At 37.8% G+C, this 24,018-nt stretch carries 21 protein-coding genes; 9 read left to right on the top strand and 12 right to left on the bottom strand.

Annotation, left to right across the window (positions count from 1 at the left end; translation table 11 throughout):
• Nucleotides 1-33: 33 nt before the first annotated feature.
• Nucleotides 34-711, bottom strand: coding sequence for a YceI family protein (locus WFH39_RS02760; RefSeq protein ID WP_336688718.1), 678 nt, complete (start codon nucleotides 709-711; stop codon nucleotides 34-36).
• A 601-nt stretch (nucleotides 712-1,312) separates the two neighbouring features.
• On the opposite strand from WFH39_RS02760, the gene WFH39_RS02755 reads away from it, so the two are divergent.
• Both WFH39_RS02755 and WFH39_RS02750 read left to right on the top strand, forming a co-directional pair.
• Nucleotides 1,313-3,436 carry a Tex family protein gene (locus tag WFH39_RS02755; RefSeq protein ID WP_336688717.1) on the top strand — a complete coding sequence of 708 codons (2,124 nt, stop codon included), beginning with the start codon at nucleotides 1,313-1,315 and terminating at the stop codon, nucleotides 3,434-3,436.
• Nucleotides 3,437-3,446: 10 nt separating this feature from the next.
• A complete protein-coding gene (locus WFH39_RS02750; protein ID WP_336688716.1) occupies nucleotides 3,447-4,022 on the top strand; it encodes an RDD family protein in 576 nt (191 codons plus the stop codon).
• 150 nt (nucleotides 4,023-4,172) lie between these two features.
• Here WFH39_RS02750 and WFH39_RS02745 read toward each other — a convergent pair whose 3' ends face one another.
• The 6 genes from WFH39_RS02745 to WFH39_RS02720 all read right to left on the bottom strand — a co-directional run bounded on the left by WFH39_RS02745 (nucleotide 4,173) and on the right by WFH39_RS02720 (nucleotide 9,446).
• On the bottom strand, nucleotides 4,173-5,738 hold the full coding sequence (locus tag WFH39_RS02745) for a M20/M25/M40 family metallo-hydrolase (protein ID WP_336688715.1): 1,566 nt from the start codon (nucleotides 5,736-5,738) through the stop codon (nucleotides 4,173-4,175).
• Nucleotides 5,739-5,972: 234 nt separating this feature from the next.
• Nucleotides 5,973-6,149 carry a histone H1 gene (locus WFH39_RS02740; RefSeq protein ID WP_076394683.1) on the bottom strand — a complete coding sequence of 59 codons (177 nt, stop codon included), beginning with the start codon at nucleotides 6,147-6,149 and terminating at the stop codon, nucleotides 5,973-5,975.
• A 176-nt stretch (nucleotides 6,150-6,325) separates the two neighbouring features.
• Nucleotides 6,326-6,727: a (R)-mandelonitrile lyase gene (locus WFH39_RS02735; protein WP_336688714.1), complete on the bottom strand. Its 402-nt coding sequence runs from the start codon at nucleotides 6,725-6,727 to the stop codon at nucleotides 6,326-6,328.
• Nucleotides 6,728-6,791: 64 nt separating this feature from the next.
• Nucleotides 6,792-7,364: a sugar O-acetyltransferase gene (locus WFH39_RS02730; RefSeq protein ID WP_442891694.1), complete on the bottom strand. Its 573-nt coding sequence runs from the start codon at nucleotides 7,362-7,364 to the stop codon at nucleotides 6,792-6,794.
• Nucleotides 7,365-7,421: 57 nt separating this feature from the next.
• Nucleotides 7,422-8,477, bottom strand: coding sequence for an alpha/beta hydrolase (locus tag WFH39_RS02725; protein WP_336688712.1), 1,056 nt, complete (start codon nucleotides 8,475-8,477; stop codon nucleotides 7,422-7,424).
• A gap of 90 nt (nucleotides 8,478-8,567) precedes the next feature.
• A complete protein-coding gene (locus WFH39_RS02720) occupies nucleotides 8,568-9,446 on the bottom strand; it encodes a helix-turn-helix domain-containing protein (protein ID WP_235130379.1) in 879 nt (292 codons plus the stop codon).
• A 244-nt stretch (nucleotides 9,447-9,690) separates the two neighbouring features.
• On the opposite strand from WFH39_RS02720, the gene WFH39_RS02715 reads away from it, so the two are divergent.
• Nucleotides 9,691-11,226 carry a peroxidase, FMP-type gene (locus tag WFH39_RS02715; RefSeq protein ID WP_336688711.1) on the top strand — a complete coding sequence of 512 codons (1,536 nt, stop codon included), beginning with the start codon at nucleotides 9,691-9,693 and terminating at the stop codon, nucleotides 11,224-11,226.
• Between the two features lie 470 nt (nucleotides 11,227-11,696).
• Here the strand turns inward: WFH39_RS02715 and pgl are convergent, their stop codons facing one another.
• The 5 genes from pgl to ribA form a co-directional block, all read right to left on the bottom strand.
• Nucleotides 11,697-12,407: a 6-phosphogluconolactonase gene (pgl, locus tag WFH39_RS02710; protein ID WP_336688710.1), complete on the bottom strand. Its 711-nt coding sequence runs from the start codon at nucleotides 12,405-12,407 to the stop codon at nucleotides 11,697-11,699.
• A 22-nt stretch (nucleotides 12,408-12,429) separates the two neighbouring features.
• Entirely contained in the window at nucleotides 12,430-13,911 is a 1,482-nt protein-coding gene (gene zwf, locus WFH39_RS02705) for a glucose-6-phosphate dehydrogenase (protein WP_336688709.1), read from the bottom strand.
• Nucleotides 13,912-13,920: 9 nt separating this feature from the next.
• On the bottom strand, nucleotides 13,921-15,339 hold the full coding sequence (gene gndA, locus WFH39_RS02700; protein WP_336688708.1) for an NADP-dependent phosphogluconate dehydrogenase: 1,419 nt from the start codon (nucleotides 15,337-15,339) through the stop codon (nucleotides 13,921-13,923).
• A 224-nt stretch (nucleotides 15,340-15,563) separates the two neighbouring features.
• The gene (locus WFH39_RS02695) at nucleotides 15,564-17,000 is read right to left on the bottom strand and encodes an SDR family oxidoreductase (RefSeq protein WP_336688707.1); all 1,437 of its coding nucleotides are present in this window, start codon (nucleotides 16,998-17,000) and stop codon (nucleotides 15,564-15,566) included.
• Between the two features lie 48 nt (nucleotides 17,001-17,048).
• Nucleotides 17,049-17,639: a GTP cyclohydrolase II gene (gene ribA, locus WFH39_RS02690; RefSeq protein ID WP_087710699.1), complete on the bottom strand. Its 591-nt coding sequence runs from the start codon at nucleotides 17,637-17,639 to the stop codon at nucleotides 17,049-17,051.
• Between the two features lie 97 nt (nucleotides 17,640-17,736).
• Between ribA and WFH39_RS02685 the strand changes: the two genes are divergently transcribed.
• The 6 genes from WFH39_RS02685 to WFH39_RS02660 all read left to right on the top strand — a co-directional run bounded on the left by WFH39_RS02685 (nucleotide 17,737) and on the right by WFH39_RS02660 (nucleotide 23,838).
• On the top strand, nucleotides 17,737-18,396 hold the full coding sequence (locus WFH39_RS02685) for a TetR family transcriptional regulator C-terminal domain-containing protein (protein ID WP_336688706.1): 660 nt from the start codon (nucleotides 17,737-17,739) through the stop codon (nucleotides 18,394-18,396).
• Between the two features lie 496 nt (nucleotides 18,397-18,892).
• Nucleotides 18,893-20,209 carry an ABC1 kinase family protein gene (locus tag WFH39_RS02680; protein ID WP_336688705.1) on the top strand — a complete coding sequence of 439 codons (1,317 nt, stop codon included), beginning with the start codon at nucleotides 18,893-18,895 and terminating at the stop codon, nucleotides 20,207-20,209.
• 310 nt (nucleotides 20,210-20,519) lie between these two features.
• Nucleotides 20,520-20,675 (top strand): DUF2256 domain-containing protein, encoded by a 156-nt coding sequence (locus WFH39_RS02675; RefSeq protein ID WP_336688704.1) that lies wholly within the window; start codon nucleotides 20,520-20,522, stop codon nucleotides 20,673-20,675.
• The gene (locus tag WFH39_RS02670) at nucleotides 20,627-21,925 is read left to right on the top strand and encodes a DASH family cryptochrome (RefSeq protein WP_336688703.1); all 1,299 of its coding nucleotides are present in this window, start codon (nucleotides 20,627-20,629) and stop codon (nucleotides 21,923-21,925) included. The genes WFH39_RS02675 and WFH39_RS02670 overlap by 49 nt, the downstream gene beginning before the upstream one ends.
• Nucleotides 21,910-23,388, top strand: a complete 1,479-nt coding sequence (locus WFH39_RS02665) for a cryptochrome/photolyase family protein (protein ID WP_336688702.1) — start codon at nucleotides 21,910-21,912, stop codon at nucleotides 23,386-23,388. Before WFH39_RS02670 ends, WFH39_RS02665 begins: the two co-directional genes overlap by 16 nt.
• 168 nt (nucleotides 23,389-23,556) lie before the next feature.
• Nucleotides 23,557-23,838, top strand: a complete 282-nt coding sequence (locus WFH39_RS02660) for a TIGR03643 family protein (RefSeq protein ID WP_336688701.1) — start codon at nucleotides 23,557-23,559, stop codon at nucleotides 23,836-23,838.
• Nucleotides 23,839-24,018 lie beyond the last annotated feature (180 nt).

Genomic DNA, 24,018 nt, shown 5'->3' with positions numbered 1-24,018 from the left:
GGCAGCTTTACAAGTCTGAAATATCTAACAATATTATTTTTTAGCTTTTACATCTACAGCGATTTCGATGTCTTTGCTGATCATCCATTCTGCAGGATCCGCTTCGGAAGTTCCGAATTTAATTCCCCAGTCTGCTCTGTTCACCGTGAATTTAGCCTGGATTGCCGCTGAATTTTCCGTTACATCCACTTTTGCTGGGAATGTTACATTCATTGTTTTTCCGGATAAAGTAAGGTTTCCGCTTACCGTTTTGTTGGCTCCTGCTACTGCATCTTTCGGAGCTTCTTTAAGATCTGCTACGCTTGTAATTTTGAAATCAGCCGTCGGATTTTTTGCCGTGTCGAAGAAATCAGGGTTTTTAAGGTGCGCTTCAAGATCTGCAGGTTTTTTATCTTTTTCCGTTACAGAAGCCGGATCTACTTTAATAGAGTTCATGTCGATCACAAAGTTTCCTGCTGTTACACCGCCGTTCTCGATGCTTAAATCTCCCGATTTTACCATTAAAGTTCCCCAACGCGGAGCCATTCCCCCTTTGTGGAATGCTTTCCAGTTGACTACAGAACCTAGCGTATCTACAGGCAAAACTTCCCCTTTGCTTTCTGCTACTTTCTGCTCGGTAGAAGTTGCTGCATTTTCAGCCGATTTTTCTTTGTTACAAGACGCTGCAAGCAATCCTACTGCAACCAATGCAATAACACTTAGTTTTTTCATATTATTTAAATTGTTTAAAGTTGATTCGTAATCTCTAAATTCCGGAGCCAAAAATAGAAAACATCCCACACTTTTATCTTATCATACATCAAGAAATAAAATTTCAGGTTTTCTCGTTAATCACCACTCAGCTAAAATAAGAATTATTAAATACACATGGTACATTTAAAATCTTTATATCAAGTTTAAACTCATTTTAAATTTAACAGCAAAAGAGACAAAAGACTTTATTAGATTTATCTAAAGTATTTCAAAAGTCTGCAAAGAGAAAAAATCTTTGATTTTTTAACTTACGTGCCCTTTTTTAATTTAGGTATTAAACTTAAACAACTAAAGTGTTTAAATCTTTTGCATCTTTTGTGATAAAAAAGTTTAAAGTTTATCTTCAAGCAAAGCATATTCATCTTATTCTGTATTATTACAATCAATTTTTTCTTTATTTGAATTTTATCATCACAAACTTCAAATCTTAAACAGACAATATCTTTCTTGGTCTTTGTTAAATTTAAATAAAACAGTAAAGCATTTGTAGTTAATGTAGTTAAATTTAAAATAGGTTTACAAAAGACATTTTGATTATTTTAGCCGTTTAAAATTTAAAATGAACACAACACAATACATACAGCAATCCCTCAACATATCCGAAAAAAGCATCAATGCCACTTTAGAACTACTGGCGGAAGACTGCACCATTCCTTTCATTTCCCGCTACCGAAAGGATAAAACCGGAAACCTTGACGAAACACAGATTGAACAGATTTCGAAACTCAGTAAACAGTTTGAAGAAATTGTAAAAAGAAAAGAATCCATCTTAAAATCGATTGAAGAACAAAACGCTTTAACGCAGGAACTGAAACAGAGAATTGAAGAAAGCTTTGATATTCAGGAAATTGAAGATCTTTATCTGCCGTTCAAAAAAAGAAAGAAAACCAAAGCCGATGCCGCGAAAGAAAAAGGACTGGAACCTTTGGCAAAAATCATCATGAGCCAGAAAGTTCAGGATCTGCAGTTTTTGGCTTCAAAATATCTGAACGATCAGGTTGCGTCCGAAGAAGAAGCTTTGCAGGGCGCAAGAGACATCATGGCAGAATGGATCAACGAAAATATGTATGTGAGAAAAAATCTGCGCCAATTATTTCAGCGAAAAGCGGTGGTTACTTCAAAAGTGGTGAAAGCCAAAAAAGACGAAGAAGAAGCCCAGAAATTCTCGCAATATTTCGAATGGGAAGAAAACCTGAACAGAACACCTTCTCACCGCCTTTTAGCCATGTTAAGAGCTGAATCCGAAGGTTTTGTGAAAACCAATGTCGGGATCGATAAAGAGGAAGCCATTGAATTTATTGAAAAAGCCATCATTAAATCCAGCAACGAAGCATCGGAACAGATTTCACTGGCGATCAAAGACAGCTACAAAAGATTACTGGAACCCGCAATTTCTAATGAAACCTTACAGGAAGCCAAAGAAAAAGCTGATAAAAAAGCCATCGAGATTTTCTCTGAAAACCTCACACAGCTTCTTCTCGCACCGCCTTTGGGAGAAAAACGAATTCTGGCGATTGATCCGGGCTACAGAAGCGGCTGTAAAGTAGTCTGTCTGGACGAAAAAGGCGACCTGCTCCACAACGAGACCATTTATCCGCACGCTCCGCAAAATGAAAGCGGAATGGCAATGAAAAAAATCCGTTCCATGGTAAATGCCTATAATATTGAAGCCATTTCCATCGGAAACGGTACCGCAAGCCGCGAAACTGAGTTTTTCATCAAAAAAATTGCATTCGACAAACCTTTACAGGTTTTCGTTGTTTCGGAAGCCGGAGCTTCGGTGTACTCTGCAAGTAAAATTGCGCGTGAAGAATTTCCAAGCTATGATGTGACGGTTCGCGGATCGGTTTCCATCGGAAGAAGACTGGCGGATCCGTTGGCGGAACTGGTGAAAATAGATCCGAAATCCATTGGAGTCGGACAATATCAGCATGATGTGGATCAGACTCAGCTAAAAAACGAACTGGATTCTACGGTGATGAAATGTGTAAATTCTGTAGGAATCAATCTGAATACAGCAAGTAAATCTTTATTAAGCTATGTTTCGGGAATCGGCGAGAAAATGGCAGAAAACATTGTAAACTACCGTACTGAAAACGGAGCTTTTGAGGACAGAAAGCAGCTTAAAAAAGTTCCGAGACTGGGAGAAAAAGCTTTTCAGCAGGCAGCCGCATTTGTGAGAATCCACAACGCCAAAAATCCGCTGGATAATTCTGCCGTACATCCCGAAGCCTACGGAATTGTTGAAAAAATGGCAAAAGATTTAGGCATAAAAACCAATGAACTGATTGCCAATAAAGAAAAAATTGCACTGATAAAACCCGAAAACTACATCACCGGAGACATCGGAATTTTAGGAATCAAAGACATTTTAAAAGAGCTTGAAAAACCGGGACTGGATCCGAGAAAAGCGGCTAAAGTTTTTGAATTTGATCCGAATGTAAAAAGCATCAAAGATTTAAAAACAGGAATGATCCTGCCCGGAGTTGTCAATAATATCACAGCTTTTGGCTGTTTTGTAGATCTGGGAATCAAGGAAAGCGGATTGGTTCATATTTCCCAGTTAAAAGACGGCTTTGTTTCTGATGTGAATGAAGTGGTAAAACTGCATCAGCACGTTCAGGTAAGAGTAACGGAGATTGATGAGGCGAGAAAAAGAATTCAGCTGAGTATGGTTTTGTAGTTAAACTTGTATGAAAATTTCGGATATAAAAGAAAGAAAAATTATTCATAGACCTACTCTCGATTTTGACGGGTATGGGAAAAGAATTTATCATGCTTACGAATATCATCTTCCATATAATCCAAGCTTTAAAGGAAATGAAACTCAAAGGCTTTTTGCCAAATGGATAGACATTGCTGTATTTTCTTGCTTCATTTATTTCTTGCTGAATAAATCCATCATATTCAATATACTCTTATCAATTCCTTTGGTGATTGTTTTGGGGGCTATCAGTGAATATTATTTCGGAACAACTTTAGGCAAAAAGATATTCCGTATGAAAGTAATCGATGATGAAGGCAATCATCCTAAATTCGGAAAGTCTTTGAAAAGAAATATTTTATGTTTGGCAAATCTCTTACCTGTCTTTACAGAACAGACTTACAGAAATCCGTACGGTAAAAAAACATCTACCCAAATGAATTTCAGAATGTATCTCAACAATAAAATCTGTAAAACTTATGTCATTAAAGAAAGTAAACTATCCGAAGTAAAAGATATGCTTCAAACTGAAAATAATAAAAATAATGAGCGACTCATTGACTAGTCGCTCATTTTAAAATCTATCTTCAAAATTTTTAAAATTCTCAAAAAATAAAATCAGAGATTTTTAAATACTTTGTATGTTCTTTCTCTCTCTTAGAACAAACTTTAAAACTGACTCTTCATATTTTGTGGCTTATAAAAACACTGAATTTTAATAATCCTTAAAATCCCTTATCGGTTTTCTCACTTCCGGCCATTGGGTAATCTGCCCTTTATCGTCCAGAGGCATTGCTCTTTTTTCCCGGTTCGAAAATTCGGGGTCTTCTGAAGCCATATACGCTAAAGTTGCCGTTAGAATTACATTGCTTTTCACCTCATCAAAAATAATTTTGTCGTAGGTATCTTTTGTTGTATGCCACGTGTAGCCAAAATAACCCCAGTTTAAAGAACCCAGTCCGAACGACGGAACTCCCGCTGCCACGAAAGAAGCATGATCGGAACCTCCTCCACCCGGAGTTCCCGGAAAATCCGTTTTAATCTGGCTTTTAATATTTTTAGGAGCCGCGTTCAGCCATTTTCCAAGATAATCGTAAGCATGTACAAAACCCTGTCCGCTGATATTCACTACTCTACCCGTCCCGTTATCCTGATTGAAAACCGCCTGAACTCCCTTTACAATCTCCGGATGATCTGCTACAAAACTTCTCGATCCGTTCAGTCCCTGCTCTTCACTTCCCCAAAGTCCGACAATAATGGTTCTTTTGTTATCGGGATAATATTTCTTAAGAATTCTCATCGCTTCCAACATGGTTAAAACTCCCGTTCCGTTGTCTGTAGCGCCTTGTGCGCCGTCCCACGAATCCAGATGCGCAGAAAGAATAACGTATTCATCAGGTTTTTCTTTTCCTTTAATCATTCCGATGGTGTTGAATGATTTAGCTTCAGGAAGGATTTTTGACTTCATCTCCATCCTGATCTTTGGTTTTGTGCCGTTTTCCGTCATTCTGTACAACATTCCGTAATCTTCCAGTTCAATATCAAACATGGGAATATTCTTCGTTTTTGCCTCAAAAATTCTGTTGGCTCCCATAATTCCTGTCCAGTTGGAAATCGCAATTCCTGCCGCTCCTGCTTTTTCAAGAGCTTCGGGAAGCGTTTCGTTATTATAGCCAATGCTTTTTATATAATTCTGATACTCTTTTGAAGCCTGTTCTTTTTCTTTTTTTAGTTTTTCATACAGTTCAGGTGTAGCAAATTCTTTAATCTGATCGTCTGAGCGACCGATTTTCTGGTATTGCGCCATCAAAACAACCTTTCCCTTCACAGAAGAAATCCATCGGTCAAATTCAGCTTTGGAAGAAACTTTCGGAAGAATAACAACTTCTGCTTCCACTGCTTTTTTCGTTGCCGGACTCCATGCTAACTGGGTTGCCGATAAACTTTTCATGCGCGGAAATGTCATGTCCACATGAGTAATTCCTCTTTGCCATCCTTTCCATGTTCCGAATTGCTGCAGACTGGCTTCGATATCCCATGATTTCAGTTTATTTACCGTCCATTCATTGGCGGCAAGCATTTCCGGAGTTCCGATCAGTCGAGGACCGATTCCGTCTAAAAGTTCATACGCCATCGTTTCAAGCTGGGAATTATTGTTTACCTCGTTCACGAAATTCTGAACTATGGGATTAAGTTTTTCCTGAGGAACGGAATTCTGAGCTAGAGAAAGTTGTGTCATTGCCATCATAACAGGCAACGCAAAAAATCTGTTTATCTTCATATTAATCATTGATTCTTTAAAGATAAAGAGATTCGGGGAAATGAGAAAACGCGGAAAGGATTTGGTGATGGTGAATGGCAGCTGTGAATGGTGAAAAAGTCAATGGTGAATGAGATTCGCTTTTGATTTACAATTCACAAATCAAGACCACATAAAAGTGATGATTTAAAAAACTGAATTCCTTCGTTAGAATTCAAATAAAAAAACCGACTGAAAAGCCGGTTTTGGGAACAACTATTTTTTTGATTCTTCAACAGAAACTTTTCTGAATTCCTTGAAAAGCTTGCTTAGTTCCAAAGCTGCTTTACGAGCTCTTGTTCCAGCTGCCTTGTTTCCTTTTTCTGCTTGTTGGTTTGCTTCAGTTGTGAAAGCTTCAAATTCTGCGTTGATTTTTTCAATTAGTTCTTTCATTATTTTTAAAATTTAGGCTGCAAATATAGCTTTTATGGTGATTCCAGCCTAATAGTGAAGAAAAAATTTCCAAGAATTCACAAATAATTTAAACTTACCTGCGAAATACTTCTGACTGCCTTAAACGTTATCCTCCCGAAGAATCTGAAAGCAATTCTTTCTGACGCAAAAAATTTCTATGGATGAGCAGCTGAATATTCTTCATCACTCACCGCTTTCAGCCATGTAACCTGCTCATTACCTTCATAATTGGTGATCGCAATATGCGTCATGGAAGTTTTAGAAGATGCTCCGTGCCAGTGTTCTGTATTTTCAGGAATATTAATTACGTCTCCTTTCTTAATAACCTGAGCGGGTTTTCCTTTTTCCTGATAAAGACCTTCTCCGTCAATAACCAGTAAAACCTGTCCTTTGGGATGCGTATGCCAGTTTGTTCTGGCTTCAGGCTCGAAAGCAACACTTCCTGCCGAAAAATTATTGTTTTTATCTCTTGAAACTAAGGGAGTAAGAAATGCTTTTCCGGTAAACCATTCTGCCGGAAGCGGTTCTCCTTTTTTAAATAGATCTGCTGTAGTCATTGTTTCTTTTTTATGAAATTGACATCCTGACAAAATAAGAGCCGGAATGATTACTGCTGTTTTTTTAATGTACGGAATCAATCTTTTTAATATTTTTTGCAGGAATTCCTCCTACCACGGTGTAATCCGGAACATCTTTGGAAACCACTGCTCCTGCTGCAACTACGGAATTTTCTCCAACAGTAACGCCGGGCAGAATCGTTACATTGGCTCCGATCCACGCATTCTTTTTAATAATGATAGATTTCCCAGTAAGACCTTTTCTGTGTTGAGGTTCTAAAGGATGATTTTCCGTGATCAGACTGACTTTCGGGCCGATCAAAACATCATCTTCTATTGTGATTCCTCCCAAAGAAAGAAAAGTACAGTCGAAATTGATGAACACATTTTTGCCGATGGTAATCCCTTTTCCGTAATTGATGTAAACCGGCGTAAAAACCGTTACATTTTCAAGTTTCTGTTCTGTAATCTCACTTAACAGTTCTGATATCTCATCCGGATCAGAAGAATTATTCAATTGATTGAGCTTATTTTTGATTTTATAAAATGCTTCTCTCAAATGATGGATTTCAGGATCATCCGGCAAAACCGTTTCGCCATTCTGTAATCTGCTGAAGATATTTTCTTTGCTATTCAAATCTGATATTTTTAGGGGTAAACATAAGATCCGCCTTTTCATCGGCGGATCATTCAATTATTTCAAATATGTTCTGAAAAAACTTTCGAGTTTATCAAAAGGAATAATGTCCGTTTTATCGTACAGATCAACATGAACTGCATTAGGAATAATCATTAATTCCTTAGGTTCTGCAGCCATTTTATAAACATCTTCAGAAAAATATCTGGAGTGGGCATTTTCTCCGGCAATCAAAAGAAGCGGTCTTGGAGAAATTTCCTTCACATAGGCTAAAATCGGGATATTCATCAGAGAAAAACCGTTTGTTTTCGTCCATGCCTGATTTGAATTTACAGAGCGTTCGTGAAATCCTCTCGGCGTTTTATAATAATCAAAATAATCTTTTACAAACTGTGGTTCATCACCTTTCAGAACATTTGGGTTAGGAGTGTTTCTATATTCAGGACTCCCTTTTTCAGCATCTTTCCATCGCTGCAGGCTCATTTCTTTTAAAATTTTATCCCGCTCTTCCTGAGTCATTTTATCGTAGTATCCTTTTGAAGAAACGCGGGGCATATCATACATACTTGTCGTGGCAACCGCTTTTACCCTTTTGTCTATGGCAGTTGCATTCAGCGCAAATCCTCCGAAACCGCAGATTCCGATGATCCCGATTTTATCCCGGTCAACATTCTTCTGCAAACCCAGAAAATCTACTGCCGCGCTGAAATCTTCCGTATTGATGTCCGAAGAAGCAATGTTTCTCGGTTCTCCTCCGCTTTCGCCGGTATAAGAAGGATCAAAAGCAATTACCGCAAAGCCTTTTTCTGCCATCTGATTCGCGTATAAGCCCGAAGACTGTTCTTTCACTGCTCCGAAAGGTCCGCTGATCGCCAAAGCAGGAAGTTTTTCGTTTTCTTTATTTTTAGGAAGATAATAATCTCCTGAAAGTACAATTCCGTAACGGTTTTTAAAGCTGACTTTCTTTCTTACCACTTTATCGCTTAGTGTGAACGTGTAATGTTCTTTTTGTTCCGTTGCATTCATTTTTTTCTGATTAGTTTGATTCTTTTGTGCAAAGGTCTGCCCGATCAGCATACAGGACAAAACCACCGCAGTTGTTACTATTTTCATATCCGCATTTTAAATTAAAAATTGATGGTACAAAAGTAGAAACCGCATTAGTGCAGCAGGTAATGATAATCAAACCAAAAATTAAGAAAATCAAACTTCAGCAGATCTGAAAGCTTTCGGATTGGTTCCTGTCTGTTTTTTAAAAAAATTGTTGAAATAAGTAGGATAATCAAACCCCAATGCAAAGGCAATTTCAGAAATATTCCAGTCGGTGTGCTGCAAAAGAGCTTTTGCTTCGGTAAGAATTCTTTCTGTGATATGCGATGTGGTGGATTTCCCGGTGATTTCCTTTACAGAACGGTTAAGATAGTTAACGTGAACATTAAGGCTTTTCGCAAATTCCTGAGCAGATTTCAACTGCAGCGGATGATCTGTTGTTTCAATCGGGAATTGTCTTTCCAGCAATTCTAGAAATACAGAAGTTAATCTGAATGCCGCATTTTGATTATGATCTATATTTTCAGCGGGTTCAAGCTTTAAAGATTCATGGATGATCAGACTGATGTAATTTCGGATCAGCTCATCTTTATAAAGGTAATCGCTTTCCTGCTCGGCAATCATTTTTTGAAACAGGGTGTTGAGAAAATCTCTCTGTTCTTCGGTGATTTTCAGAACAGGAGTTCCTCCGATCTTAAAAAATGAAGACTGCTGAAGACTTTCTGAACGTTCGGAATTTTTAAAAAACTCTTCAGAAAAAAGAATGGTATAACCTGCATAAGTTGAAGAAATAGTTTCCCAGGAGTAAGGAATATGCGGGTTTCCGAAAAACAGAATGGTTCCTTCCTGCTCAAAGGTTTTATCTGAATAATGAATTTTGCTTTTACCGGTAGTAAGACAAATCTTGTAGAATTCTTTGCGGCTGTAAGTGCGGGTTTCATTGGTATCCTGCTCTATCTGAAAAGCACGGAATCCTTTTAATTTCAATTCGCTGTTAAAATCCGAAACCGTTCTTTTTACTTTGTCTTTCATAGAACAAAGTTAAGAAATTCAAACAAATTAAAAATATGTATTTATCCTTCATTATTGATTTTTAAATTACGGAATATTCTGTTCACCCTGCACAATTAAGTAAAACTACTGAGTTTTTTGTTTCTTAAACTCATTAATTTTGGATGCATAAAACTGACGATTCCGAAAAGATTCAGACCTCTGTTTTGAAGTTTGAATAATTTTCAGAATCAGAAATACTAACCATTATAAAAACGAAATTACCATGCTGAAAAGACAAAAAGAAAGTATTGAGCAGGAAAGCCTGTTTCTAAGAACTGCAGCAGACAGTTCTCAGGGATTTCTGGAGAATCTTATGAAAGGCTATTCTAAACTTACGATTGATGATCCGCTGATTCCTTTCAGAGAAAAAGACCTGAACCAGATCGCAGATAATGTGGACTACGGAATTTTAAAAGCACTGGAAGGAACCTGGGTGAGCTACAACGCCGATTACAATAAAAATATCGACAGAACAATGAACGGAAGCGGCGTTCATACCACGATTATGCCTTCGCCGGGAACCAATTCGGGAACAATTCCGGGAAAATTCAGCTTCGAATGTGAAGAATACATTGAAAAACTGGTTTTTTCTCTTGTTCCGGGGGGTGTGCGTAACCGTGGCGGTGCAAATGAGCTGTTCTGCGGTGCTGTAAAGTATGAGCAGAGCATTAAAAGTGTGAATACCCAAAAAGATAATCCGGATTTGCTGTACACGCCTATTCATGAAGAAAACGGGATGTATCTCTGGCTAAGTGATGTTTACAATCATGCAGCCACAAAGGAATCCATTGAAAGAGACCGCGGAATTCATGCTTTTGATGAGGAGGATTACAAAAACTACGGGTACAAAGGCGAATACAGAAACGAGCCTTTGGTGCAGGTGAAGGATGAAAACGGAAATCCTCAGTATATTCTGATGAGCGAACTGAAGGAAGATCAGGAATATTATGAGATCATTCCGGCAAAAGAACTGAAACCGGGAGCCGGTAATCGCGGACCTTATTTTATTCCGGATTATTCTATTTCGCGAAGTGGGGTGATTCCTCACGGAAGTACGATTACTTTACTGGGCGACATCGTGCCTTCTCAATCCAATTATCTTATACAGGGAGCGCCACAGTTTCCGGAAGGTGACAAAGCTTGGAATTACGATTTCCTTTCTGTTTCGCCAACGATGGGAGGAGCAGGAGCGAGTGAAACGCATCCTATCAATCTGGATCAGCCCGCTCCGGCGTGGGTTCACGAAACGTTGAATGACCAAAATGATCCGGGAGAAAATAAAATTTATACGCAGAGAATTCTTGCACACGATCTTTATCCTTATTCCGTAAGACCGGATCTGAGACTGAGAGATACACTCAGCGGACAGGAAGTTAAGAATTATGTTTTTCTTCAGATGTCTTCCAAAAACAAGACCGGCGCGCAAGGCGGGATCTTAAATGTTCCTTTCGTAAACCGTTTTGTTCCGACGGTGGAGGTAAATTTCAGAATGTGGATCGAAACCGTGGTAGAAAACGGAAGAGAGATTCTTCAGCTTCAGTATGAGCAGATTATTCTTTTCGAATTCCATTTCGGAGATGATGGCGGAACGACAAGCTGGCCGCATATTCAGGTGAACACGCTGCGAAAACTGGAGGATATTCCTGAAGATCAGAGAAAAATTATAGAAGAGCAGTTTCTTGAAGGAACAAAAGCTTCGCAAAATATATCCTTAAATGCTCCGGCTGCGACATCAGGCTGTCCGTATCATAAAGGGTAAGTAAATATTTATACTATGGTTTTAAAGAAAGCAGCGACGGCACAAGTGCCGTCGCTGCTTAATATCTGCAATACTTATTTAACCTGAGTTCAGGATAAGTCTTCTCAAACGCAAGATTAAACAAAGAGATTCAATTATCAGGAATTCAGCTTTTAAGATATACAAAGGCGTAAAACTGATCAAAGTGATACCATTTTTGTCTTTTCTAAATAAACGAAGTGCCTTTGTTTATCTTACCAACTTTCAATAAGTAAAAAAATCTTTTGTTTTTCTTTGCGATAAATTAATATAATACTATAAATCAGTTATTTAAATTTATTTCTTATCCTGAACTGAGGTTAATTTAACCAGAAAAGATTTTATCTTAAGTAAATTCGATGTAAAGTTTTCAAATCAAAATTGAATAGCTATAACCATCACAAAGACCAAAATATTAAGATAAAGAGTTTAAAAAAGTTTAAATTTAATGATTACCCTTTTGCTTTTTCGTCTGTGAACAATTCTACGCTTTCTCTTTTGTCAATAAGCTGCATCGGATATTGTTCGGGATTGTAAACTCCGTTTAAAACTTCATTCAGAGCGTGTTTTTTGTTTTCTCCGAAGGTAACAATCAGAATATTTTCAGCGTTGTTGATGATGGGAGCTGTAAGGGTGATTCTGAACATTTCCTGAGGTTTCAGGTAATACGCATCCACCCACTTTTCTTTTTCCCAAAGAACTTTTTCTCCCGGAAACAGTGATGCTGTATGTCCGTCGTCTCCCATTCCCAAAAGAATAAAATCAAAACGTCCGTCATTTCCCAGAACATTTCTGATCTGATTTTCATATTCCGCAGCAAATTCTTCCGCAGAAACTTCGTCTTTATACATTGGGAAAATGTGATCTTTAGTTACGGAAACATGATCGAGAAGTGTATCGAATGTCATTTTAGCATTGCTTTTCTCGTCATTCAGCGGAACCCATCTTTCGTCTACCCAGAAAAAAAAGACTTTGCCCCACTCTATTTTATCTGCATATTCCTCGGAAGCCAACAGCTTAAAAATAGCTTTCGGAGAAGAACCTCCGCTTAGCGCCACCACAAAACGACCGTGATGCTGAATCGACTTTTCAGCCAAATCTACAAATCGGTCTGCAGATTTTTTATATAATGTATCTAAATCGTTAAATACGGTAATCTTCATTTTTACTTTTCTTTATTAAATTTTAAACCCAGTGATGCCCCTGTCTTTCTACCAGAGCCGTACTTTCTTCCGGTCCCCAGCTTCCGGCTTCGTAATTCGGGAAAGAGCTGTCTTTTTCATTTGCCCACGCTTCCTGAATGGTTTTCACCACATCCCATGCTTCTTCTACCTGATCGGAACGCATAAACAGGGTTAAGTCTCCTAAAAGTGCATCCAACAATAACGTTTCGTACGCTTCCGGTGTATCTTCCTGACAGGCAAAATTATCAAAAATCATTTCCACAGGTTTTAAAACCAGAGAAAGTCCCGGCTTTTTTGCCATAAACTGCAGTCTGATATCCATTAAAGGCTGAATGTTAATAATCAGTCTATTGGCAGATAAATGCTGTGAACTTTCTGAAAACGTAGAATGCGGAAGCGGCTTAAACTGAATGGTAATGTAAGAATGCTTTTCTTTCATCTTTTTCCCTGTCCTTACGTAGAAAGGAACATCTTGCCATCTTTCGTTATCCAGATAGAACTTTACAGCGGCAAATGTTTCCGTGTTAGAATCCGGTGCAATTCCTTCTTCCTGTCTGTAACCTTTTGCTTTTTCGCCATTTACCGTCCCTTTTCCGTACTGCCCTCTCACGGCGTAATGATCCACTTTTTCCGCAGGAATTCTTCGGATAGATTTCAGGACATCTACTTTACGATCTCTGATCTCTCCGGATTCCAGTGAAGCAGGCGGTTCCATTGCCACCATACAGAGAATCTGCAAAAGATGATTCTGAACCATATCTCTGAGCGCACCGGTCTGCTCGTAGAAGCTTCCTCTGGTTTCCACTCCTACTTCCTCCGCTACCGTAATCTGTACAGATTCAATATGTTTACGATCCCATAAAGGTTCAAAAATCGCATTTCCGAATCTGAAGGCAAGAATATTCTGTACAGTTTCTTTTCCAAGATAATGATCGATTCTGTAGATCTGCTCTTCTTCAAAAGCATCTGCCAAAAGACTGTTCAGCTCAATCGCTGACTGTTTATCGTGTCCGAAAGGTTTTTCGATGATAATGCGGTCTTTTTTGGGATCTGAAGCCAGCAATGCATTTTTAATATGATTGGAAATGGTTGCCACAAAATTGGGACCTATTGAAAGATAGAAAAGTCTGTTTCCTCTTGTTCCGTAGACTTTATCAAAACTTTCCAGCTTCTGATTAAGATTTTTATAGGAATTTTCTTCATCAAGCTGATGCTGAAAATAGGTAATATGTGCCTGAAATCCCGCCCAGTCTTCCGAAGTTACTTTTTTTCTTGAAAAGCTGTTCAGGTTTTCTCTGATGTAATTTTTGAAATATTCGTCAGAATTATCTGCTCTTCCCAAAGCAATGATATTGAAGCCTTTCGGCATTCTTCCATCAATATAAAGATTGTAAAAAGCAGGAAAAAGTTTTCTTTTTGCTAAATCTCCTGTTGCGCCAAAAATGATAATTGTTGTTGGCTGCAAAACTTTATTTTCGCTCATTTCTGAATTTTAATGATTAAAACTTTCCCAGTTGGTATGAAAAACTCCCTCTCTGTCGGTTCTTTGGTAAGTGTGCGCTCCGAAATAATCCCTCTGTGCCTGAATCAGGTTCACCGGAAGAGATTCCGTAGTATACGCATCAAAATATCCTAAAGCCGTCTGAAGTCCTAAGCTTGAAATACCGTTTGAAACTGCAAAAGCTGCTGTTTTTCTCAATGAAGAAACCTTTTCTTTAACAATAGATGCGATGTTTTCATCAAGCAAAATATTGGAAAGCTGAGGATTTTTTGTATAAGCAGCGTAGAATTTCTCCAATAAAACGGAACGGATAATGCATCCTCCTCTCCAGATTTTTACCACATCTTTCAGAGGAATTTCAAACTGATATTCTTCGGAAGCTTTTACCAGTAAAGCCAGACCTTGTGCATAGCTGATTAATGTCGACAAATACAGCGCCTCTCCCACTTCTTTAATGAAAATTTCTTTGTTCTCAGGAGTTACGACCTCACTGTGAGAATACAGTTGGGACGCTCTTATTCTTTCGTCTTTATAAGCTGATAAAATTCTGGACGTTACTGCAATATCAATCGTCGGAATTGAAACACCGATTTCCATAGCCTGTTCGGAAGTCCATTTTCCGGTTCCTTTTGCGCCTGCTTTATCTAAAATCTGATCAACCAGATAACCATCGGTTAAAGAATCTTTCTGCTGGAAAATGTCTCTTGTGATTTCGATCAGGAAAGAATTCATTTCTCCGTTATTCCATTCTTTAAACACTTCATAAAGTTCATCATTTCTAAGCTTTGCTCCTTTTCTCAGTAAATCATACGCTTCGCTGATGAGCTGCATAATGGCATATTCAATCCCGTTGTGAACCATTTTCACATAATTTCCGGCAGAACCTTTTCCCATATAGGCTGTACACGCATCGCCATCTACTTTGGCTGCAATGGCTTCCAGCATCGGCTGTAAAAGTCCGAACGCTTCCTGATCTCCGCCCGGCATAATGCTTGGTCCTGTTCTCGCTCCTTTTTCGCCTCCGGAAACCCCCATTCCCATAAAATGAAGCTTTTGGGAAGCCAGATCTGCCACACGTCGGTCGGTATCTTTGAAATAAGAATTTCCAGCGTCTATTACGATATCGCCTTCACTCAAAATAGGTTTAAGATTTTCTAATACCGCATCTACCGGTTTTCCGGCAGGAACCATCAGAATGATTTTTCGCGGTGTTTCCAGCTGGGATACAAAATCTTCCAGAGAAGGTATTCCTTTGATATTCATACCGGAAGTTTTCTGTTCTTCCAAATCTTTTATTTTTTCATGATCAAGATCAAATCCTGCAATAGAAAATCCGTGATCGGCGATGTTGTACAGGAGATTTCTCCCCATGACTCCGAGTCCGATCATACCATAACTGTATTTTTCCATTATGATGATGTATTAGTGAATGTTTAAACGTTTAAAGCTTTAAAATTAAGCATTATGAAAGTGATACCGAAATATGATTCATAAAAATTTTCTATATGATGTTTAAGGTGAATTTTAAAACTTGCTTAAAAATATCATCCTCAACTGTTTATCCTGTTCGATAAAAAACCGGCAACACATATCTGCGTTGCCAGTTCTCAAAAAATAATCGGATATATTTGAAATCAAGAAATTTTTCCTGCCAGTCTTCTCACCATTCCTTTAAAAATAATCCCGTGAAACGGCAAAACAGAATACCAATATAATCTTCCGGTTAATCCATGAGGTCGAAAAACCGCTTTTTGCCAAAGTTTACCTTTGTAGACTTTAAACATCAACCACGCTTCTCCGGGAAGTTTCATTTCTGCGAAAAGAATCAGTTTGCCTTCTTCTTTGTTGGCATACAGAACACGCCAGAAATCCAGTGCATCGCCTTCGTGCAGTCTATCGGGATGCGTTCTTCCACGTCTTAATCCTGGTCCGCCAACCAATAAATCCAAAAAACCGCGAACTTTCCAGAGACTTTGACCGTACCATCCGTTTGCACCGCCTAAAGAAAAAACTCTGTGGAGACATTTTTCACGGTCATCATATTCTTCGGTTCTTAAATCTACAAAACAGCCATATTTTGGAACATCGAGATAATCTTTCAGGCTGGAATCGCTTCTGCTGCTGATAAAGCTGTCTTTCCAGCTTGAAGCAATTTCGTTGTCCTGAATTTTAGCCAAAGTTCTTCTTAACGCCGTATCATAAGAAAATGGCTGAACTCCGGTAATCTGTTTGATTTCCGCAAGGCTTTCCGGTCTGCAGATAACTTCAATTTTCATACTTCCGACCAATGCAGAAGCTAAATTATAGGATGTTGAAGTAATAAAATACAGCCAGTAAGAAGACAATTTCGGAGTCATTACAGGAACGGTAAAAATCTTTCTTTTCAGTCCTCTGATTTTGGCAAACTCCAAAAGCATTTCTTTGTAGGTCAAAACATTATCACAGCCAATGTCAAAATTTCTGTGATACGCCTGTTCTTTAAATAAGGTAAAAATCAGAAAATCCAGAACATTGGCAATTCCTATCGGCTGACATTTTGTGTGGAGCCATTTCGGAGCCACCATCACCGGTAATTTTTCCACCAGATCTCTGATGATTTCGAAAGATGCACTTCCTGAACCAATAATAATTCCTGCCCGTAAAACGGTTGCCGGAACTTTACATTTCATCAGGATTTTTTCAACTTCAAATCTTGAACTCAGATGTTGAGAAAGCTCTTTTTCATTCGCTAAACCCGAAAGATAAATGATGTGTTTACAATCAGTTTTTTCAATATAATTTGAAAAATTAACGGCGCATTGTCTTTCAATTTCTGCATAATCGTTGCTGTTGCTCATCGAATGCATTAGATAATACGCTCCGGAAATATCTTTTGGAATATTTTCCAGTGTTTCAGGTTTCAGAAAATCCACTTCCACCACTTCAATCTGAGCATCATCAATATCCACACTTTTAGAAAAACGGTTTTTGTCTCTGCAGCAGCAAATTACCTGATAACCTTGTGCAGCGATTACGTTAATCATTCGTTTCCCGATATATCCGGTAGCGCCGGTAAGCAGAATTTTTTTCATAAGATTGGTTTTGGTGACTGGAATTTGTTTCTCAGCGTAATGAGAAAATTATACCTTTTCTAAGAGATGTCCAAAATAATCTTTCTTTTTTGAAAGATAACTTTCATTCACCTCGTTAGATTCTATTTCCAAAGGAACTCTATGATTCAGAATAATTCCGCTGTTTTCCAGAGATTTAAGCTTATCCGGATTGTTCGTCAGCAGATTAATTTCTTTCACATTCAGAATCTTAAGCATTTCCACTGCCACATCAAAATTTCTTCCGTCTGCAGGCAAACCAAGTTTCAAATTGGCTTCCACTGTATCAAAACCTTTTTCCTGAAGTGCATACGCTCTTAACTTATTGATGATTCCTATATTTCTTCCTTCCTGTCTAAGGTAAATAATCATTCCGCCGTTTTCCGACATATATTTCATTGCCGCGTCTAATTGCTGTCCGCATTCACATTTTTTAGAATGAAAAATCTCGCCTGTAATACATTCCGAGTGAAAACGCACGTTTACCGTTTTGCTGAAATCTGTGTTTTCTGCTACCCAAACCAAGTGCGGATTCCAGTCTTCTTCGTGTTCTGAGAATGCATAAACAGTAAACATTCCAAAATCTGTAGGTATATTCGATTGTGCCTGTATTGTCAACATAATTCAAAAATTAAATGGTTTATATAGTACAAATTTATACTTTATTTTAATTAAATGTAAAATTATTTACTAAATTTGTCAATAAATAAATTCTATTATGCAAGAACAAGCCAATATCACGCAGGAAAAAATATTTGAATTATACGGAGATTATCTTTTGAATCACGGAGAAAAACCGAAAAACGTTTACCTTTTTGCGAAAGAAAATAATTTTGAGGAAAAAGAGTTTTATCATTATTTCTCAGGATTCGAGCAGATTGAAAAAGAAATATTGAATCATCTTTTCACAAAATCTCTGGAACTCGCTTCGGAAGTTAATTCCTCCAGCGAAGTGACAACCAAAGAAAAACTCCTGAATGTCTATTATATTTTCTTTGAAAATATGACAATGAACCGTTCTCTGGTATTATCAATTTTGGGAAGCAATAAAATCCAGAACATCAAAACGCTTCAAAATCTTAGGGAAACCCATAAACAATTTGTCAATACTCTCGATTTCAACGAATGGGAAATGATTGAAAAAGCGAAGGAAGACATCCGAAAATTCAATGAAAAATCAAGACAGGAAGCACTTTGGCTCCATTTGGTTTCCGCCATTGATTTCTGGAAAAAAGACACTTCTCCCGATTTTGAAAAAACTGATATTTTCATAGAAAAAACCATTGACACCGGTTTTGAATTAATGGATAATGAACCTTTAAGAAAAGTTTTCGACCTTGGAAAGTTTCTTTGGAAGGAGAAGTTTAAAATGAGTTGATAAATGGCGATTGGCAACTGGCTTTTGGTTTCGAATAAGCTAATATTTATTTGGGCAGCTATTTCCGCCCTCCACTCCCGCTTTTTTGCAAATCAATGACTTCGATTCCTCAGCCATTGATTTACAAAAAGAGCTCCGTTCAGGTCGGGCTGCTAGATTTGCCGATTCAAAATTTAAATTTAAAAGAATTAGGTACTTCAGTTGCGAAAATTAAAGAAAAAACAGGAGAATGTTCCGCTCCGTAGGTGCGGAATCTGTGTTGAAATTACGAATAATTGTGTTGAAGAGAACTCCGTAGGAGTTCAATCTTAAAATTCAGAGATGAATTAAAAATAGCACTCCTACGGAGTGCCACCAAGAACAAATGCTTTAAGCTACACAGATAAAGCTCCCAAAGGAGTTTAACACAACACCTTTTGCGAACTTAAGAACAGTTAGCAATTAAAAAAATCATTGCAACATTGCGTTAAAAACATTTGACAAACAAAATTTAAAAATGAAAACATTAGATAAAATTCCTACAGGAAAATTGGAACGGACAAGCAGTCTGCTTAAAGCGGGAGCAAAAGTCGGTGTCAATTACCTGAAATATTACGGAAATAAAATCACGAAAGACGAAGATGAAGCCCGCAAAATTCTGAATGAGGACAATGCAACAGATATTTACGATTCATTAAAAGAATTGAAAGGTTCCGCGCTGAAAGTTGCCCAGATGCTGAGTATGGAAAAAAACATTCTTCCGGTGGAATATGTGGAGAAGTTCTCGCTTTCGCAGTTTTCCGTTCCGCCGTTGTCGGGTGCTTTGGTGAAGAAAACATTCAGAAAATATTTCGGGAAAAATCCGGAAGATATTTTTGATGAATTTTCTGCTGAATCGGTTAATGCCGCGAGTATCGGACAGGTTCATACGGCAAAAAAAGACGGCAAAAAACTGGCAGTGAAAATTCAGTATCCCGGTGTGAGAGAAAGCATTTCGAGCGACCTGAAAATGGTAAAACCGATTGCAATGAAGATGTTCAACATCAAAAAAGAAGGTTCGGAGTCTTATTTTCAGGAAGTGGAAGACAAACTATTTGAGGAAACCGATTATAATCTGGAACTGAAAAGAAGTCAACACTTTGCAGAAGAATGCAGTCATCTTTCGAATGTAAATTTTCCGCATTATTATCCGGAATTTTCGTGTGAGAAAATCATCACAATGGACTGGATGTCCGGAATTCATTTTTCGGAATTTACCAAAAAACAGAATTCGCAGGAGGATTTGAATAAAATCGGACAGACACTTTGGGATTTTTATATGTATCAGATGCATATTCTGAAAAAAGTTCACGCCGATCCGCATCCGGGAAATTTCCTGATTTCGGAAAATAATGAATTATTGGTTATTGATTTTGGCTGTATCAAGGAAATTCCGGAGGATTTTTACATTCCATATTTTGAGCTTGCTAAAGAGGAAAATCTGAAAAATCCTGAGATTTTCCGTGAGAAATTATTTACACTGGAAATTCTTCGTGAAGACGATTCTCCACAGGAAAAGGAGTTTTTTGCCAAATTATTCTATGAATTACTGGAACTGTTTACAAGACCCTTTAATCAGGAAAAATTCGATTTTTCAGACGAATCATTCTTTCAGGAAATTGCCGATTTGGGACAAAAATATGCAAAAGCAAGTGATATGAAGGGAATGAATACCAACCGCGGTTCCCGACATTTTATTTATCTGAACCGAACGTTCTTCGGATTGTACAATATGATGCACGATCTGAAAGCGAAAGATGTAGCGATTAATAATTTTAAAAATTATTGTAAGTGACATTTAACCGCAAATCGAAGATTCGACGGAGCCAAAAGTCACAAAAGATTTTGATGAATTACAGGTTATTAAAAGAGCCGAAAGGTTTGAAAACGATTTTATTGGAATAAATGAATCATTAACAGGTCGCTCCTACGGAGCTCTCATCTTATAAAAATGTTAGCTATTAACAGTCAGCTCCTATCGGAGCATTATAAAATTCCGTAGGAATTAGCTGTTAATAGAAAATAGAAAGCCGTAAAAGGAAGCTCCGTAGGAGCGACCTGTTAATATTACAATTGTATTTGAATTAAAGTTTAATATAAAAAATATGCCTTCACAATTACCGTCCAAAATCTGTGAAGTCTGCGGACTGCCATTCAACTGGCGGAAAAAGTGGAAGAAAAACTGGGACGAAGTAAAATATTGCAGCGAAAGATGCCGGAAAAACAAAAAATCAACATACTCTGGTTCACCAAAGATTTAAGAACGAGAGATTCAGAATCACTTTACAAAGCGATGCAGGAAGATTTACCTTTTCTTGCAGTGTATGTTTTTGACGCTGAATTTTTTGCTCAAAAACAGCTCGGTTCCAGAAAAATCGGAAAATACCGTGCAAATTTTTTGCTGGAAAGTGTAGAAAATTTAAAGCAGAATTTAGCGAAACAGAAGATTCCTTTTTTAGTTAAGTACAGCAAAACGGAAGACGTTTTTAAAGAAATTTCCGAGGAATTTGAAATCGTGAAGATTTTCTGTCAGGAAGAATGGGCGAAGGAAGAAACCGATCTTAAGACAAAAATCCGAAGTGTGGTTCCGGCTGCCGTTTGGGAAAAATCGTATTCTCAGTTTCTGGTTCATCCGCTTTTTGTTTTTAAAACTTTGGATAAAATTCCGATGCTTTTTACCGCGTTCCGGCAGAAAATTGAAAAAAACCTGCTGATCCGCCCTGAATTTGAATCGGAAGATTTGATGTACGATAAACCGGAAATTCATTTTAAAAGTGATACCATTTCGTTAAAATCGCTAGGTTTTGAAGATTTTGAAACGGACGAAAGAACTGCTTTTCCTTTTTCGGGCGGAGAAAATGAAGCATTGAAAAGATTGTATCATTATTTCTCGGAAACACAGAATCTGAGTCTGTACAAGCAAACCCGAAACGGTTTGGTGGGAAAAGATTACAGTTCGAAATTTTCGGCTTGGCTGTCGGATGGAAGCTTTTCTGCGGTAACCATTTATCACGAGATAAAAAAATATGAGGAAGAATTCGGAGCCAATGAATCCACGTATTGGTTGATTTTTGAATTGCTCTGGCGGGATTTTTTCAGATATGTTTCTTTACAGTACAAAGATTTGATTTTCTGGAAAAGCGGAATCAATCATCAAAAATATTTTGCGGAAAGCAATGAAGAATTGATTCAAAAATGGAAGGATGGAGAAACGGATTCCGATTTCGTGAATGCCAATATGCTTGAGCTGAAAAATACAGGCTGGATGAGCAATCGCGGTCGCCAGAATGTCGCTTCCTATTTCTGCAAAATTCTGAAACAGGACTGGAGAATCGGAGCGGCGTATTTTGAAGAAATGCTGATTGATTATGATGTTCACAGCAATTACGGAAACTGGATGTATCTCGCCGGAGTCGGAAATGACAACCGTGACCGGACTTTTAACCCTGAAAAACAGGCAGAAATGTATGATTCCAATCAAAAATTCAGACGTTTATGGCTAAAGCAGTAAAACATACCGCCCAATTGATCTTTCCGCATCAGCTTTTTGAGGATACGGATTATTTGGATAAAAGCCAGCCTGTGTTTTTGGTTGAGGAATTTCTGTTTTTTAAGCAGTATTCTTTTCATCAACAGAAAATTGCGTTTCACCGTGCGACAATGAAGTTTTATGAAAGTGAACTAAAAAAGTCAGGTTTTGAGGTTGAATATATTGAAAGTTCATCGAAATATTCAGACATCCGAAATTTAATTTCGAAGCTTGAAAAAGAAAGTTTTACAACGATAAAAACAACGGATGTTTGCGACAACTGGCTGGAAAAAAGATTAAAGGAAACCAAATTAGAACTCGAAATTTTGGATAGTCCGCTTTTCATTAATACCAAAGATGATCTGAAAGATTATTTTGAGGGTAAAAAATCTTATCATCAGACTGACTTTTACAAACAGCAGAGAATCACGCGAAATATACTGATGAAAGCCGGAAAACCGTTGGGCGGAAAATGGACGTACGACACGGAAAACCGAAAAAAATACCCGAAAAATAAAAAAGCGCCTGCTATTCATTTCCCGAAAAACAATAAATTTTACGAGGAAGCAAAGCAATACACCGAAAAGCATTTCGCTAAAAATTACGGAACGCTTACGGATGAACAGCTCTACCCGACTACTTTTGAGGAAGCGGAACAGTGGCTGGAACAGTTTCTTGAAAACCGTTTTCTCGAATTTGGCGTTTACGAGGACAGTATTGTTGAAAAAGAATATTTTCTGCATCACAGCGTGCTTTCTCCGTTAATGAATGTCGGACTTTTAACACCTGAAAATGTGCTGGAAAAAGCGATTTTATTTGCAAAAGATCACGATATTCCGGTGAATTCTTTGGAAGGTTTTGTACGCCAGATTTTGGGTTGGAGAGAATTTGTTCGCGGAGTTTATGTGTATCAGGGGACATATCAGCGGAATAAAAATTATTGGAAACACAACAAAAAACTTCCGGAATCTTTTTACACCGCCAAAACAGGAATCCGCCCAATTGACAGTTCGCTCCAGAAAATCCTGAAAACAGGTTATGCCCATCACATCGAAAGACTGATGATCTTTGCCAACTTTATGAATCTTGCTCAGTTCAATCCGGATGAAGTGTACCAATGGTTTATGGAAATGTTCATTGATTCTTACGATTGGGTTATGGTTCCGAATGTGTACGGAATGAGCAGTTTTTCGGACGGCGGAAAAATGAGTACGAAGCCGTACATCAGCGGAAGCAATTATATTAAAAAGATGAGCGATTATCCCGATGAAGAATGGAATGAAAAATGGGATGCGCTTTTTTGGAATTTCATCAATGACAACAAATATTTTTTTGCTAAAAATCCAAGATTGGGAATGATGCTGAGAACACTGGAGAAAATGCCGGAAGAGAAACGAAAACAGCATTTTAAAACAGCGAAGGAATTTATGGGAAATTTGAAATGATTTTTTAACCACAAAAGACACAAAAGAATTGATTGGTAAAAAGTTTTCAAAAGAGCAAAAAAGATTCTATAAAAAGACTTTGCTGAGTGAAACGCCTTTGCGAACAAAAAATATTTTCAAAATTTTAAAGAAAAATCTTTGCGGACTTTGCGTTAAAAATCAAAAAAAATGAATAAAAACCTCAACATACAACAAATCGACAGAGTCATCGAAATGGCGTGGGAAGACAGAACACCGTTTGAAGCGATACAATTTCAGTTTGGAATCAGTGAATCGGAAGTAATTGAACTGATGCGTTCGGAGCTGAAAGAATCGAGTTTTAAGCTTTGGAGAAAAAGAGTGAATTCGGGAGTAAGCCAAAAACATCTGAAGAAAAGAAGCGAAGAGATCGATCGCTTTAAATGCAGCAGACAGAGAGTTATCAGCAATAATAAAATCTCGAAAAGGTAGTTGATTTAACCGCAAAAGGCACAAAAGAATTGTTTGGAAATAAAGTTTTGCAAAAGAGCAAAAAAGCATTGTAAATAAAAACCTTAACAAGATTAGTCTCACAATGCAGATAATTAAATGAGCAGTATTAGAGATGTCACACTGAGCCTGTCGAAGTGTCTCGAAATAAAACCTTCATGT

The sequence above is a fragment of the Chryseobacterium sp. MMO-72 genome (genome assembly GCF_037146035.1).
Lineage (GTDB): Bacteria > Bacteroidota > Bacteroidia > Flavobacteriales > Weeksellaceae > Chryseobacterium > Chryseobacterium indicum.
The sequence above is the reverse complement of the archived record's forward strand: the minus strand, read 5'-3'. Positions and strand labels throughout refer to the sequence as shown.